The sequence below is a fragment of the Evansella clarkii genome (genome assembly GCF_002019695.1).
In the GTDB taxonomy this organism is placed as follows: domain Bacteria; phylum Bacillota; class Bacilli; order Bacillales; family Salisediminibacteriaceae; genus Evansella; species Evansella clarkii.
In genome coordinates this window covers 1429309-1444047 of the sequence record NZ_KV917376.1, presented here as the reverse complement: position 1 = coordinate 1444047, position 14739 = coordinate 1429309, and the positions used below count along the sequence as shown (strand labels likewise).

Annotated in this window: 12 protein-coding genes; 6 read left to right on the top strand and 6 right to left on the bottom strand. The window is 45.2% G+C overall.

From position 1 onward, the window contains the following. Positions 1-191: 191 nt before the first annotated feature. From BK582_RS06775 to pgsB, 5 genes are all read right to left on the bottom strand, one after another. Entirely contained in the window at positions 192-1103 is a 912-nt protein-coding gene (locus BK582_RS06775; RefSeq protein WP_078593619.1) for a hypothetical protein, read from the bottom strand. Beyond that, positions 1103-3085 (bottom strand): gamma-glutamyltransferase, encoded by a 1983-nt coding sequence (locus tag BK582_RS06770; RefSeq protein ID WP_218190706.1) that lies wholly within the window; start codon positions 3083-3085, stop codon positions 1103-1105. The genes BK582_RS06775 and BK582_RS06770 overlap by 1 nt, the downstream gene beginning before the upstream one ends. 1 nt (position 3086) lies before the next feature. Beyond that, positions 3087-4286 (bottom strand): CapA family protein, encoded by a 1200-nt coding sequence (locus BK582_RS06765; RefSeq protein WP_078593615.1) that lies wholly within the window; start codon positions 4284-4286, stop codon positions 3087-3089. 189 nt (positions 4287-4475) lie between these two features. Next, positions 4476-4928, bottom strand: a complete 453-nt coding sequence (pgsC, locus tag BK582_RS06760) for a poly-gamma-glutamate biosynthesis protein PgsC (RefSeq protein WP_078593613.1) — start codon at positions 4926-4928, stop codon at positions 4476-4478. A gap of 493 nt (positions 4929-5421) precedes the next feature. Continuing rightward, positions 5422-6585 (bottom strand): poly-gamma-glutamate synthase PgsB, encoded by a 1164-nt coding sequence (pgsB, locus tag BK582_RS06755; RefSeq protein WP_078593611.1) that lies wholly within the window; start codon positions 6583-6585, stop codon positions 5422-5424. 966 nt (positions 6586-7551) lie between these two features. Here pgsB and BK582_RS06750 point away from each other — a divergent pair. From BK582_RS06750 to BK582_RS06725, 6 genes are all read left to right on the top strand, one after another. After that, a complete protein-coding gene (locus BK582_RS06750; protein ID WP_338066806.1) occupies positions 7552-8547 on the top strand; it encodes a C40 family peptidase in 996 nt (331 codons plus the stop codon). Between the two features lie 605 nt (positions 8548-9152). Beyond that, positions 9153-10178, top strand: a complete 1026-nt coding sequence (locus BK582_RS06745) for a C40 family peptidase (RefSeq protein ID WP_244895353.1) — start codon at positions 9153-9155, stop codon at positions 10176-10178. A 581-nt stretch (positions 10179-10759) separates the two neighbouring features. Further along, on the top strand, positions 10760-11362 hold the full coding sequence (locus BK582_RS06740) for a TetR/AcrR family transcriptional regulator (protein ID WP_078593604.1): 603 nt from the start codon (positions 10760-10762) through the stop codon (positions 11360-11362). Positions 11363-11422: 60 nt separating this feature from the next. Next, positions 11423-12685, top strand: a complete 1263-nt coding sequence (locus BK582_RS06735; RefSeq protein ID WP_078593602.1) for an MFS transporter — start codon at positions 11423-11425, stop codon at positions 12683-12685. A 107-nt stretch (positions 12686-12792) separates the two neighbouring features. Continuing rightward, positions 12793-13062, top strand: a complete 270-nt coding sequence (locus tag BK582_RS06730) for a CPCC family cysteine-rich protein (protein WP_078597842.1) — start codon at positions 12793-12795, stop codon at positions 13060-13062. A gap of 85 nt (positions 13063-13147) precedes the next feature. After that, entirely contained in the window at positions 13148-13399 is a 252-nt protein-coding gene (locus BK582_RS06725) for a hypothetical protein (protein WP_078593601.1), read from the top strand. 251 nt (positions 13400-13650) lie between these two features. Here the strand turns inward: BK582_RS06725 and BK582_RS06720 are convergent, their stop codons facing one another. Continuing rightward, positions 13651-13818 carry a serine protease gene (locus tag BK582_RS06720; protein WP_078593600.1) on the bottom strand — a complete coding sequence of 56 codons (168 nt, stop codon included), beginning with the start codon at positions 13816-13818 and terminating at the stop codon, positions 13651-13653. Positions 13819-14739 lie beyond the last annotated feature (921 nt).

Genomic DNA, 14739 nt, shown 5'->3' with positions numbered 1-14739 from the left:
GAAAAAGCCCTCCAGTGAGGGCTTTTTCAACGCAAGCTTACAATTAAACAAAGCACTTAATTCATGTAATCGCGCGGAACTCGATATTTATCACGCCAAACTTCATGCTTATCGCGCGAAACCACATACTTATCACGCCAAACTCCATGCTTATCGCGCCAACCGAACCTACTACAGAAAAGACAAACCACCTACTCCGGTATGATCCCCCGATAAAACAGCGGCACCATGACCTGGCGGGCCCACCGTTCATGCAATTGGTCCTCTGGCATGTAGGCTGCGCCCCGCTCGAAGTCGATAACCGCCTGCTTGACACCGAAATCCAGCTGCTCGGACAACCGCTCGATATGATCATTCAGTGTAGTATCCTCCCGCTCAAAGAACAACGCTTCATGTAGCTCCACACCAGCGAGCATATAGGTAAAATACCTGTCACGGGGCCGATACAAAGTTTCCAGCAGCTCAAGCACCTGGGCTGTATACCCTTCCACCGAATATTCACTGTCATCCAGATGCTCAGCGATCAGTGCCATATCGAGAAGAATCACGTCCGGTTCAAGCTCCCGGAGCTCCCTTACCGACTGGAGATAGCTCGGTTCCGGCGCATCAGGCTCCTCTTCCTGGCCAGGCAGCTCACCATATGGAGCCTCATCATTCAGATCATCGTCATCCTCGATGACTTCCCCATCTTCCTGAAGCTCATACCTTAGTGCGTCTGGCGGCAAAACGAGCAAATCCACGAAATCATATTTATAAACGTCAGAGAGGATTTCCTCTGTTTTTTCCAGCCAGAGGGGTTGTTGCTCTTCGATGTCTGTCCTTACAGTCCGCTCGAAAAACGGTGTGGACGGGAGATACAAAACATTCAGTGTTTCCCCGTTGATCACTTTATGAATAATTTTGCTCCGGAGGGGGCCGTCCAGCCCCCGGGTGATGTCCCGCAGATGCTCGGGAATGTTCCCGTGCTCGGCCCAGTCCTCTTCGAAGGTCACCTGTTCAATCTGGCGGGACTCCGATCCGGAGAGGTATTCTTCGTGACGGAAGACGACCATGAAGAAGAAGACGGCCAGGAAAAATACGATTGGAAACCATTTTCTGTTCATCAGCCCCCTCCTCCCTCATTGTATTCCCCGTGTTCCCAGGTTCCGCCACGGCGTGTGTCCGCGCTTCCGGTGATGATCTGCTGGCGTGCATCGAAAATCAATGCCTGAATTCCGCCAAAATACATATCGCTATATTCCACGGAGACCGGGTAGCCCCGCTGAATGAGAGCCTCCCGGATCCATGGGTATTCCGGCAGTTCGGTAAAACGAGGCTCGAGACGCACTTCAAACTGCTGGGTGTTTTCATTAAAATCGTACTGCAGGCGGGGACGCTCCACCGCATCAAGGAAATCCTCCCCATGAATCAGATGGTAGATAAGCGCCTGGGAAAGCATCATCGGAATTCGCGCTCCTCCTGGGGAACCGAGCCCGATCACCTCTTCAATTGCCCCTTCGTTTTCCCTGATAAAAATAGTCGGTGTCATAAAACTTCTCGGACGACGGCCAGGTGCTGGGGCGTTAATATTTCCTTCGGTGGAGCTGAAGTTGCTCAGCTGGTCGTTCAGGAAAAACCCTTTGTAATACTCACCAGAGCCGAAGAAGTTACTCAATGTATGTGTAGCAGAGACCATCCTTCCCTCACGGTCAATGACAACGAAGTGAGTCGTGTTGTTGTGCTGGTTGATATCAGCCGGTGAATCAAGGAACGAAACGGCCGGGCTGGTAGTTTCGGTCGTTCCGAAACCTTTCCCGGCAAACAAGCTTCGGTTTGCTGGCGGTACGTACGATTCCGTCCCTTCCTCCCTGTAATCCTCTTCGTCCTGGAAAAATTGTTCATCTCTTTCTGCCTGGGCGGATTCCCATCTGGAAACAAGCTCGCCGGCGAACTCACGTGTGACGATCCGTTCCGCTTCTGTTGATGCAGTATAAGATGTGTGCGGATCACCGATCGTCCCTAACCGGGCACGGTACGTCTGGTCATTGATTCCGGCGATTTTTTCCACCAGGTCGATGTATGATTCGATGTCAGGCTCTGTTTCCGCAAGAAGTTCATGCTCCCCGAGATTCATCATTTCTGCCATGTACAGGGTCTGGATGAGCACCGGTCCGGCGAGTGGCGGCGGGGCGGCGTACACCTGATAACCCTGGAATTCTCCATGGGACGGTCGCTGATTTGTAAGCACCATGTACTCCTCGAAGTCCTGCTCCGTGAGAATCGGGTACCGCTCAGACATGGCCGTTGCAAGCTCCTCGTGAAAATAACTGTCCGGCCCGAGACGCTCGATTTCCCTGAGTGTTTCCGCAAGCTCGGTCTGAACGAGAAGCTGGCCTTCCTGAATCAGCTGATGCTCCGGGTAAAAATGCGGTATTTCCGCATGGTTCAGCCGGTGCTGCGCATAGTGGAACCGCTCTGCCAGATAGCGGTCAGCCGTATAGCCGTTTTCCGCCGTTTCAATCGAAGGTCGGATCAGATCGGAAAAATCCATTGTTGCATAGTTGTCAAACAGATAAGCCATCCCTTTCAGAAAACCAGGCACGCCGAAATCACGCATTTCCGTTAAATTAATCTGCTGGGCAGCCGGCCCCTGTGGAATTCGGGCAGGCTCCTCCCCTGCATCACCGTCCTCCTGGTTTTCCAGTGGTTCCTCTTCCCCAATCTGGTTCTGCCCCCGGACTACGAGGGAGAGTGGCGCGGTTTCCCGGTAATCAATATAGCGCATCTGGCTTGCCTGGTCAGTTGCTGTCGGATCGAAAATGAGCATGGATCCGCCCCCGCCAATGCCGGAACCGTACGGCTCAACGACACCGAGCATGAACGAAACAGCGATTGCAGCATCGATAGCGTTTCCGCCGTTTTCCATCACTTCGATACCGGCCTGCACTGCTTCTGCATTGGAGGCTGACACAGCGAATGCGTTATTTGCATCTACCGCTTCAAAAATTTGCCCCTGCTGCTGATCCTCGTCCCGCTCCGGGTTAATTTCAATATAAGCACCGATGATAAATAAGATGATCAGCGGAATTCCAACGATATTGGTCATTTTACGAAGCCACATCGCTGCCACCGCCTTTCTTCACCGTCTCAAGTGGCTCATTATTTGCCTGGATGACACGTTCGTGATTTACCTTCAGGATTATTTTCGCCCCGTTTCGTTCATACGTTTCCGGGTCCAGATTTTTCGTGAGCATCTTCTGGATAACGCTCGCCCGGGGTGATCTGTCGCCCACCGGACGGGGCTGCCCCTCCCGGGTGACATACGGGACGAGCTCAATTTCCGCTGTCCCATCTTCCAGCAGATTGTACTGCGCAAGGGCTGTCTGCTTCGTCCGGCTCCAGCCCTGGTCAAAAATAAAGTTGCCGAGGCTGTAGAAAATGACCGTGTCATTGTAAACTTCGATCGGTGCTAAGACGTGCGGGTAATGACCAATAATGATGTCTGCCCCTGCATGTGACATAGCTTTTGCCAGATCACGCTGCCGGCTGCTGATATGGGAGTCATACGCTTCCCCCCAGTGGACATGAACGATAACAAGGTCGGATACTTTGCTCGCATTGACGATAGAATTGATAATGTAGTGAGGCGGCTCCAGAGGAATCACCCCGGGTCTGTAGGAGGTGACAGCTGAATTTTTTGCAAGGACATCCGTCACTCCAAGGGTGGCAATCGTGAGCCCGTTATGGTCGTAGATCGCCGCGTTATCCAGGTCCTCATGGTCGGTCATATGCCCGGTTACCGCGATATCCTCCTGGTCATTGAAGTAATTCACCGTGTCCCGGAAGGCAAGCTGGCCGTGGTCGTAGATGTTGTTGTTGGCGATGGACAGGGAGCGGAAATTCCTCTGTTTAAGGGCATCCACCGTATCTGTCGTTGTGGAAAAAACGAAAGCCTGGTCAGGGTTCGGCGGCCGGTCTTCGATCAGGAGGGGATGCTTGAAATTCCCGGTGGCAAAGTCGGACACAGCAAAATAAGGGTCTGTGTATTCGAACAAGTAATCATACCCTTTCCTGTCGATCACTTCCTCCACATATCTGCCAAACATCATATCGCCTACGAATGTTGCCGTAAGTATGGAATCCTCGTTTTCGATGACTTCCGGCGGGGAAGTGAATGCGAAAAAATTCGAAGCAATAAGGATGGTGCCGGTAACAGCAGCAAGTACTGATGTATGGAAAGTGAGCTGTTTTTTATGCTTTTTTGACCAGCGAAGCAAATGCTCCTGAAACGTAAACCGATGACTCATAAGCCGGCAGCTCCTTTTATTTGTTGGTGAAACCTAGGTTTTCGTGTGCGTATCGGGTGGCGATACAAGGTGTTTGTTTCGTGTAGCGTGTGGCGATACGCCTTTTAACCGTTCGTACAACTCTGTATCGGGTGGCGATCTGAAGGCTCCAAGTCCTCCTCCCCTCTTATATCGGGTAGCGATATCCGCCTAAAAAATAAAGTAATACGCAGTCATAATTGCAAAGGTTATTCCGCTGAGCACCATCGTTGCTGTAACCGTTATAAGCACGCCCTGTTTCTGAAAAGAGTTGGCGATCAGCCCAGGGACAATTACCCCGATTCCCCGGAGTTCGTATATTTCAAATGGCATAATCGGATAAAAATAATCAAATGCCAGTTTTAAAACAACCCCTGTAAGCAGCATGGCGGCGAACTTCCGCCGTCCGTAAAGAATCGTGAACCGTGTGAGCACATGGATGACGAGCAGATAAATAAGACAACTGATGAAGAATATAGACATGATGAAGAACGGCTGGTCAAAGATGAGCGCCAGGTATCCAGGAACAATGATCCCTCCTGGCAGCACTCCGGCTTTTTCCGCGTAAAGCAGGCTTATGACAATTCCCAGAACTAGTGTTATGTATAAATCTGAACCGAACATTAAACTGGATTCCTCCTTTACAGCGGCTGCGAAGCGTAACTCGGTAATTCAGCAAAGCAGTTGGTTTTTTATTGGAGTGGCGTTTCGATAATCATTTTAAGTTGTGCGAATACCACTCCAAGTCGTGCAAACACAACCTGATTCCGTGCATAAACACTCCGATCTCGTGCGAATCTCATCTCAATCCTATAGGTAACAAATTTTTATTGAACAAAGATCCGGCTTTATTGCATGTCCTGGCTTCGAAGCTAACCTGACAATTAAGCAGAGAAGTTAGTTAATAATTATTTTAAGTTGTGCATATCACCATTTGAGTTGTGCATATAGCACCCAAACCTGTGCATACCCTCACCCAACTTGTGCAAACACCACTCGATCCTGTGCACAAGGTACACGATCAAGTGCATACAGCAAACTAATTAACCTGCGTCTCTCACTAGTATTGCTTAAATCCTGTTTTTTAAAATAAAATTCATAAATTAGAAGTATATTTTCACTGTTTTTCAAAGTGCTCCAGTACTTCTTCGGCTGCTCCGTGGATGTTTCCGATCCCTATCATGACATTTCCGTTCACGTGCTCCCGCAGTACTCCTGCAACCTCAGCTGGCCGGACTCCCTCTAGATTTTCCAGCCGTTCCGCTTCAATTTTTCCCGCCTCAAAAGCTTCTACGATCGGGCTCGTAACCTCCCCTATCAAAACAAGGGTGCCGATTCCCATTTTCGGCAGTACGTCTCTTGCAAACTGTTCGGTCCGGTCCACCCTGTCTTCCCGGCAATTCATAATAACTATCGGGTGTTCCGCCGGATAGCCGAGCATCTGCACCCGCTCCCAGATCGCCAGCGTGGAATGGGCGTCATTCGCTGCAAAGGCATTTACAAATGGCGATTCTTCCCCCGCCTTATTTTTCACCGGGGTGATCCTCAAAGCTCCTGGATCCGGGTGGGCGTTCAGCATTCCCTGCAGAGCGGTGGCTTCATCGATACCCATTGCATCGGCAACAGCAAGGGCAAGGGCTGCGTTTTCCGGAAAAATAATGTAGGAAAACTCCCGCAAATAGTCTTCGGAAATTCGGCTGTTGTCAGCGATAATCACTTCGGTGTTCCTGCGCTCGGCAATTTCCCTGTAATAATCCACGTAGTGTGAGTTGTTCAAAATCAGATGGCCGTTGTAAGGAATCGTGGGCACAAAAGCGGCAGCCACATCATCGAGGGTTGGGCCAAGCATGTCCATATGGTCCTCGAGCACGTTTACGATGACGCCGATATTCGCCTGAAGAAGAAGTTCCTGAAAAACCACCTGATAATCAGGGTTCACTGCCATACATTCGCTCACAAGAGCTTCTGCTTTTATATTGGCAGTTTCTCTTACAACCCGTTTCTGTTCCTTAATGTTAGGCCCTTCCGGATCACGGAGAATGGGCTTTTCCTCAGGGCTGTCCCAGTAAATCATCCGTGCCTGTGTGCCCGTCGTCTTTCCGACAGTCCGGTAACCGGCCTCTTTGACAATGCCGGTGACAAGGCGGGTGACCGTGGATTTTCCCCGGACGCCGTTTATATTAATCCGAATTGGTATTTTTTCAACATTTCTCTGGTGCCAGCGCCTTTCAAGGAACCCTGCCAGGAAAAGAAAGACAGCTGCGATTGGAATTAAGGTCATCCGTTTCCTCCATTGATAACTTTTATGTATTGGCGGGCGGCGTTCCGGTAGTGGAGTGATGAATGCTATAAGATCAGAAGGTTAGTATGATTGCCAGGCACTATTTCAACATCCAGATCAAGTGTGTTAACGTAAAAATTCACATTGCCGCCAGTTTTAATTAAAAGCCTTCCCAAAATATGAGTGTTGAATTCAATTATGTGGAGGAATTAGTTAAATTGTTTTTGATGAGGGATTGAGGTTCGCGGATAGGCATGAGGATTTCGTTGATTGGTATGCTGGTTTCGTTGATTAAACACTCGATTTCGACGATTGAACAGCCGATTTCGTTGATTGAATTCCAATTCGTTTATTGCACCTCCGGTTTCGTTGATTGAATTCCAATTCGTTTATTGCATCTCCGGTTTCGTTGATTGAATTCCAGTTCGTTGATAGAAACCTCAATTTCCACCAAAAAACCACCTTAACCCTTCAATTAAATTTCACCTCTTAATTAACTGCATTAATTCTCTACATTTTTCTGCGTTTTTTGTCAAAGGAAGTTTTTACTATTATTTCACTGTTTTTCCGCTATTTTTCGTCACAAAATTCAAGCCTTTAGTCCCAAAATGTTACAAAAACATTTCAAATTTTACACAGAGATTAGAAATTCGTTTCTGTTCCTTGAAAGGTATTGAGAAGCGAGCGAGGTGAAGGTAAAGTATATATGTCTCAGGAAAGTGGATCAGGAGTTATAAAAAAGAGAGAAATATTAAAGGTTTTACAAGAATTCCAGATTAAATACAGTACATAATTACACCAGTACAAATACATACAGATAATATTTCAGCAATATATCAACTTACTACTACAATTATTCGACAAAATAAAATAACCAGAAACAGACGAACCTTTTTTCAGCTACTTAGAGAAAAATCAAAGAGAACTTAAAAAGGGAGAGGTATTTTTAACATGAAAAAGATGGTTATGAGTTTAGTTTTAGCGGGGACGTTATTTGGAGCACCAACATTAGCAGATGCAGCTTTAGGAGATCAGACTTTACGCCAGGGCATGAGCCACAATGACGTTGTAGAGTTACAGGACGCACTTAAAGACACTGGACATTTCAGAACCAGCGTTAATTCAACTGGATTCTTCGGAACAATCACTGTTCAGGCAGTTCGTGATTTCCAAAGAGCTAACGGTCTTACAGTTGACGGAATCGTTGGACCACAAACATTCAGAGCACTTGGAGTGAACGGTGGATCTTCTTCAAGTTCATCTTCTTCCAGCTCAGCTAGCAGCAGCTCTTCTTCATCATCAGTTTCAATCAATTTTTCACGCACGTTGAGACAGGGTGTAAGAGGTAATGACGTTGTTGCGTTACAAGACGCATTAAAACAAACAGGACATTTCCGAAGCAGTGTTAATTCCACTGGATTCTACGGAACAATTACTGTTCAGGCTGTTCGTGACTTCCAGAGAGCTAACGGTCTTACAGTTGACGGAATCGCTGGTCCGCAAACATTCGGAGCTCTTAACGGGTCAAGCTCTTCGTCTGCAACTCAGACAAGCACTCGTACAACTCAGACAGCTTCGTCTTCAACATCAAGCTCAACTTCCGGACAAGTTTCAAACATTCTTTCTACTGCAAGAAGCTTAATCGGAACACCATATACTTGGGGCGGTTCTACTCCACGGGCATTTGACTGCAGTGGATTCGTACAGTACTCATTCGCTCAGCACGGCGTGTCACTTCCAAGAACATCTTCACAAATGTGGAGTGCAACTACTCGTGTATCTAACCCGCGAGCTGGAGATCTCGTATTCTTCAACACTTCCGGAAGCGGCGTTTCTCACGTAGGTATCTACCTTGGAAACAACCAGTTCATCCACTCTGGTGCTTCTACTGGTGTTACAATCGCGAGCATGAGCAACTCTTATTGGGCTCCTCGTTACCTTGGCGCCGGCCGTGTAAACTAATTGAATGCAAGAATGAGATAATAGTAGATTACCCGCTCTGAGGAATTCTGAAACCTTATCTCAGGAAAATGAATAAACTTATCCCAACCGCTGCCTGCAGGTCAGGCGGCGGTTTTTTAATGCCTTTTTTTCGTTTCCCTGTGAAAAAACGAAGTTTAATCGACACGTATTAAGACAGCATTTGCTGTTTCTGGATTGCGTTAAAGGGGGAAAAAAGAGTTTTTTATGGGCTGGTACTATGTTTTTCGCCAAAAACTGGTCTTATTCCCCTTAATTGTTACAGGAATGTTTCAATTTTTACAATACCATTAGAGTTTGTTGTCTGTTTATCGCTTTCTATTGTTAAGCGAGAGAACAGGCAGTAAAGTATAGTTATCGCAAGAAAGTGTTTTCAGGGGGATTAAAGTAATAAATGTAACAGGCTTACTTTTACAAAAAAGAAAGAACCGTCACACTTATGAAATAAACAGCCCATTAATTGACAATCTACTAAAACAATTTCTACTAAAATTACAGACAAGCCTATTTTTATATTACTTTAGTACGCCGTGAGAAAGAATATAAACAAACAGGGGAGAGGTATTTAACTTATGAAAAAGATGGTTATGAGTTTAGTTTTAGCGGGGACATTATTCGCAGCACCAAGTTTGGCAGACGCAGCTTTAGGAGATCAGACTTTACGCCAGGGCATGAACCACAGTGACGTAGCTGAATTGCAGGACGCTTTAAAAAGCAGCGGACACTTCAGCAGCAGTGTTAACTCCACAGGATTTTTCGGATCAATCACTGTAAGTGCTGTACGTGATTTCCAGAGAGCAAACGGACTTACAGTTGATGGAATCGTTGGACCACAGACTTTCCGCGCACTCGGAGCAAACGGCGGATCTTCCAGTTCATCATCTTCATCATCCAGTTCCAGCTCTGCAAGCAGCAGCTCTTCATCTTCATCAACATCTGCTAACTTCTCACGCACGCTGAGACAAGGTTCAAGCGGAAATGATGTAAGAGCGCTTCAGGACGCATTAAAGGCGTCTGGCCATTTCAGCAGAAGTGTTAACTCTACTGGATTCTACGGTTCTGTTACAGTTGCGGCTGTACGTGACTTCCAGCGTTCTAACGGACTTTCTGTTGACGGAATTGCAGGACCACAAACGTTCGGCGCGTTAGGCGGTTCTTCAAGCTCAAGCTCAAGCTCAAGTTCAAGTGCTTCTTCTTCTCAGACAAGCACTCGTACAACTCAGACAGCATCTGCTTCAACAAGCTCAGCATCCGGACAGCTTTCAAGCGTTATCTCAACAGCCAGAAGCTTAACTGGTTCTCCATATGTATGGGGCGGCACTACTCCACGCGGCTTTGACTGCAGTGGTTTCATCCAGTACGCTTTCGCTCAAAACGGAATCTCAGTTCCAAGAACTACTTCCCAGATGTGGTCTGCGACAACTCGCGTATCTAACCCACAGCCTGGTGATCTAGTATTCTTTAACACTTCCGGAAGCGGCGTTTCCCATGCTGGTATCTACATTGGAAACAACCAGTTCATCCACTCCGGATCTTCTACTGGTGTAACTGTAGCTAGCATGAGCAACTCTTACTGGGCTCCTCGCTACCTTGGCGCTGGCCGCGTACGCTAATTAGATAGACTTATATAAATGGAAGATTACCCGGTAAACCGGTTATATAAACCATTTTCTTGAAAAAGTAATTACACTCATCCCAACCGCTGCCTGCATGACAGGCGGCGGTTTTTTATTTTGTTACTTTTTAAAGTGGAGGATTCGTATAAGTTTGGGGGCTGTGCGCCTATTGGGAGGAGTGGTTCGCACAGTTGAAGGGGGCGTTCGCACAACTTATAATAATTCTAATCCCCTGTTAATGATTGATTTACTTAACTTCCTTGCTGGATTGCACGCGGAGCTTTCGAGCAGCTCATACAATTAAGTGAGATTTTAATTAATATGATATTTTTGGTTTTTATCAAGATGATTGTGGATTGGCCACTAAGTTAATACAGCTTTCGTCGATTAACCATCTGATTTCGTTCATTGTCCCCCTGTTTTCATTCATTGAAACCCAGATTTCGTTCATTGACCACCCACTTTCATTCCCCCCTCTTTTCATTAAAATTAATCTCAGAATAAACTTTACAATTTAAACCAGTTTCTTTATAATTATCACTAACGATTGATTAATCATTCATAAAAGAGGGAGATACATGCCATTATCAGAAAAGCAATTGTTAAATATGAAAAGGAGAAGAGAAAAAATCCTAGAAACAGCTACATACCTTTTTGCCACAGAGGGTTATGAGGGAACGACAATAAAAAAGGTTTCGGAAGCTGCAAATATCAGTTTTGGAAGTGTCTTTACCTACTTTAAGGATAAAGAAGAGCTCTTCTATACCGCTGTGACAGAACCATTAAAAGAAATATCCATTCATATACTCGATTTTAACCATAATGCAGAAAACCCTGTTGCGGAGCTCGAAGAAATGATTAAGAAACATATAAAGCTTTTTTCAGGATTTAATCATTATTTGACTCTTGTAGTTCAGGTTATCGGGCAGTACCAGCGATATCCGAATATCTTCAAAGAACTTGATGAGTTCCATGATAAATTCAGAGAGAAAGTAAGCAGTCTTGTAAAAAATGGCCAGCAGCAAGGTGTGCTTGTTAAACAGGATCCTCTGACTGTCGCTACACTGTATACTAGTCTTCTTATTGGAATCCGCTTAAACTCCACTGACACCAGATACAATGACATATGGGAAAAATATGTTCCTTCCGCGTTAAATCTTTTTGGGCCTATTGAAAAATAGGTTCTGCTTTTGACTAACAAATGATTGATTAATCAATCATAAATAAAGTGAGGTAAAGAAATGTCATTAAAATCTTTAAATTCTACTATTAAGATCCGGCTAATCCTGTTATTTATCTCCACCATGGCAACAATGTCTGTTCTCCCGTACTTGATTATTTATTTTTCCGGACAGAAAGGCCCTGTAATCACAGGTTTGTTGTTTTTAGTTGTAATGCTCGCCAATGTAACTGGATCTGTTTTAGGAGGATATGTCTCTGACAGAAGCGGCAGAAAGAAAATTATTCTCATATCTGAATTTATTGTTTTTCTTGGCTTTTTGGGCGCAGCCCTGGCTAACTCACCTTGGGGAATATATCCTTATTTAACCTTTCTTTGCTTTGTAATCATTCAGTTCAGTACAGGGGCAGGCACCCCTGTTTATCAAGCGTTAATCATTGATATCAGTACGCCAGATGAAAGAAAAACCATTTACACCTACTCTTACTGGGTTCGGAATGCGGGGATTGCTTTTGGAAGTATGATTGGAGCATTTATGTTTTTCAGTCATCTTTTTAATTTGTTTTTAGCTGTTGCCGCTGCAACGTTGTTCGTATTCATCATCACTTTATTTTTTATAAAAGAAACATTTACGCCTGTTATAGAAACAAGTATGCAAAATACACGCAGTACAACCCGCATGTTCCAGGCATATTTTAAAATACTGACTCACAGGTTTTTCACCATCTTCTCCCTTGCCAGCCTTCTCATCGTATCCGTTGAGGAGCAGTTAACGAATTACATTGGGGTTCGTCTGGCCAATGAAATAAACGAACCGGTACCTCTTGCCTCCTTTTTTCCATTGCATATTGATGGGGTAAACCTCCTTGGTATACTAAAAGCGGAAAATACCATTATCGTTGTTAGTTTCACAATACTCGTCGCTTATTTAATCAGGAATTGGAATGACAGGTACAGTTTAATGATAGGCTTACTTCTGTTTTTCAGCGGATTCACCGTAATAAGTATTAGTACTACCCCAATCATCCTTATTATTGCTATGCTTATCGTGTCAATTGGCGAGATGATGCACATCCCCGTTACCCAGACGCTTTTGTCCAAAATTGTGCCTGATCATGCACGCAGCACTTACATGGCGGTGTATGCCGTGGCTGTTCTCCTTGGAGTAAGCACAGCAGGAGTTTTTATAATCATCAGCAGCTGGCTTCCCCCTGTCATCTTAACTTTTATAATTGGCAGCATGGGGGTTGTTAGTATGATTCTGTTCTTTAATTTAACCCGGACAGAGAATTTTGAAGAGCCGCAAAGAAGCCATGCTCTCTGATAATTTTCAGCCAATAACTATAGCAGAACACTTAAATTCTCTTAAGGAGAGACGATATATAATTTAAGTAACCCCTAATGAACGGTAGAGTGAAAGAGAGTGATCAGATGAAATTTACTTGCCCCTGCTGCGGCTATAAAACCTTAGACGAAGAACCTCCTGGAACATATGCTATTTGCAGCATCTGCTATTGGGAAGATGATGGAATTCAATTTGATGATCCTGATTATAGCGGCGGTGCGAATACCCCTTCTTTAAGACAAGCACAGAAAAACTATATGTTATTTGGTGCTAGTGAAAAAAGATGTGTTGAGTTTGTAAGAAAACCAGATGAAAATGATGTCAAGAACCTGATTGGAAACCTATATAGTTTTTAAAGTAGCGGAGTGCAAAAACCAGGAGCTGTGCTGACAAAGAGTATATTGAGTAAAGGTTTTTATCATAGAAAGAGGAGAAGTAAAAATGAGGAAATACTTAGGGATTGTGTCAATTATCACTCTTATTTCAACAACTCTGGTTATACAATTTTTTGTAGGAGGAAAAGTATCGAGCCCAGCAGATATTATTATTCTATTGACAGGGGCAGGACTAACTATTTTTACAGCTTTGTTCAGTGAGAAGGGTCAACTGAAAACTATTTTATTAAGTCTGTATGGCTTACTAATTATTGGATTTCTCCTTATATCCATCATCTTTGGTGTTGCACATATGTAATTACTATCTTCAGTGGAGCAATCAGATGAACTCTGCAGAAAATATACACATAGAGAAAAGCACCTGAAAATGAACAGCACCCCGTCATGTAGACAGCGGAAATAACAAAACCTGTTTACCTTTGGGGGAGAATATCAAAATTCAGGTGCTTTTAAAACTGTTTTTTTCATTAGACAGGCGAGTTAAGGCGTTAGGTTACCCTGTTATTTTCATAAAACTATCCCTTCAGCCTGGGGAAGGAGACGCTACTTTTAATAATAAAGCACATTCACTTTATTACATTTCGAGCATTTCTCCATGATGTTATTGCCTTCGAATTGATGATCACAGTGCTCCTGGGTTTCCTGCAGCTGTTTTTTCAAAAAATCCAGCCGGTTTTCCAGCTCTCTGATTTCCGCTTCAATATGCTGTCCTTTCATGAAAATACCTCCCATGAACAGTTTTAGCGTAAAAAGTTGAGTTATTAAAGAGTTATGGATTGTTATCGCGTTGAACTGTGTGCTTATCACGCCAGCTTCCTTGTAATCACTTATAACTGAAGTGACATGCAGTACGTCTTGCGTTACCGCTCACTCAGTTTTTTAGCTCAAGCGGGCATGCGAGAACGTCTTGCGTTACCGCTCACTCGGTTTTTTGGCTCGAGCGGGCATGTGAGAGCCTCTTACGTTACCGCTCACTCGGTTTTTTAGCTCAAGCGGGCATGCGAGAGCTTCTTGCGTTACCGCTCACTCAGTTTTTTTGCTCGAGCGGGCATGTGAGAACGTCTTGCGTTACCGCTCACTCGGTTATTTTGCTCGTGCGGGCATGCGAGCGCCTCTTGCGTTACCGCTCACTCAGTTTTTTAGCTCAATCGGGCATGTGAGTGCCCCTTGCGTTACCGCTCACTCGTTTTTTTAGCTCGAGCGGGTATGCGAGAGCTTCTTGCGTTACCGCTCACTCAGTATTTTAGCTCGTGCGGGCATGCGAGTGCCTCTTGCGTTACCGCTCACTCGGTTATTTTGCTCGTGCGGGCATGCGAGCGCCTCTTGCGTTAGCGCTCACTCAGTTTTTTAGCTCAATCGGGCATGCGAGCGCCTCTTGCGTTACCGCTCACTCAGTTTTTAGTACGAGTTTAGCGCAGATTTACGCCAAATTGAATACTTATCGCGCCGAACTGTATGTTTATCACGCCGAACTGATACACTATCGCGCCGATCTCTCTATTTATTACGCCGATTCAATGAGTTATCGCGCCTTTTCAGCTCGAGCGGGCATGCGAGAACATCTTGCGTTACCGCTCACTCGGTTTTTAGTACGAGTTTAGCGCAGACTTACTCCAAATTGAATACTTATCGCGCCGA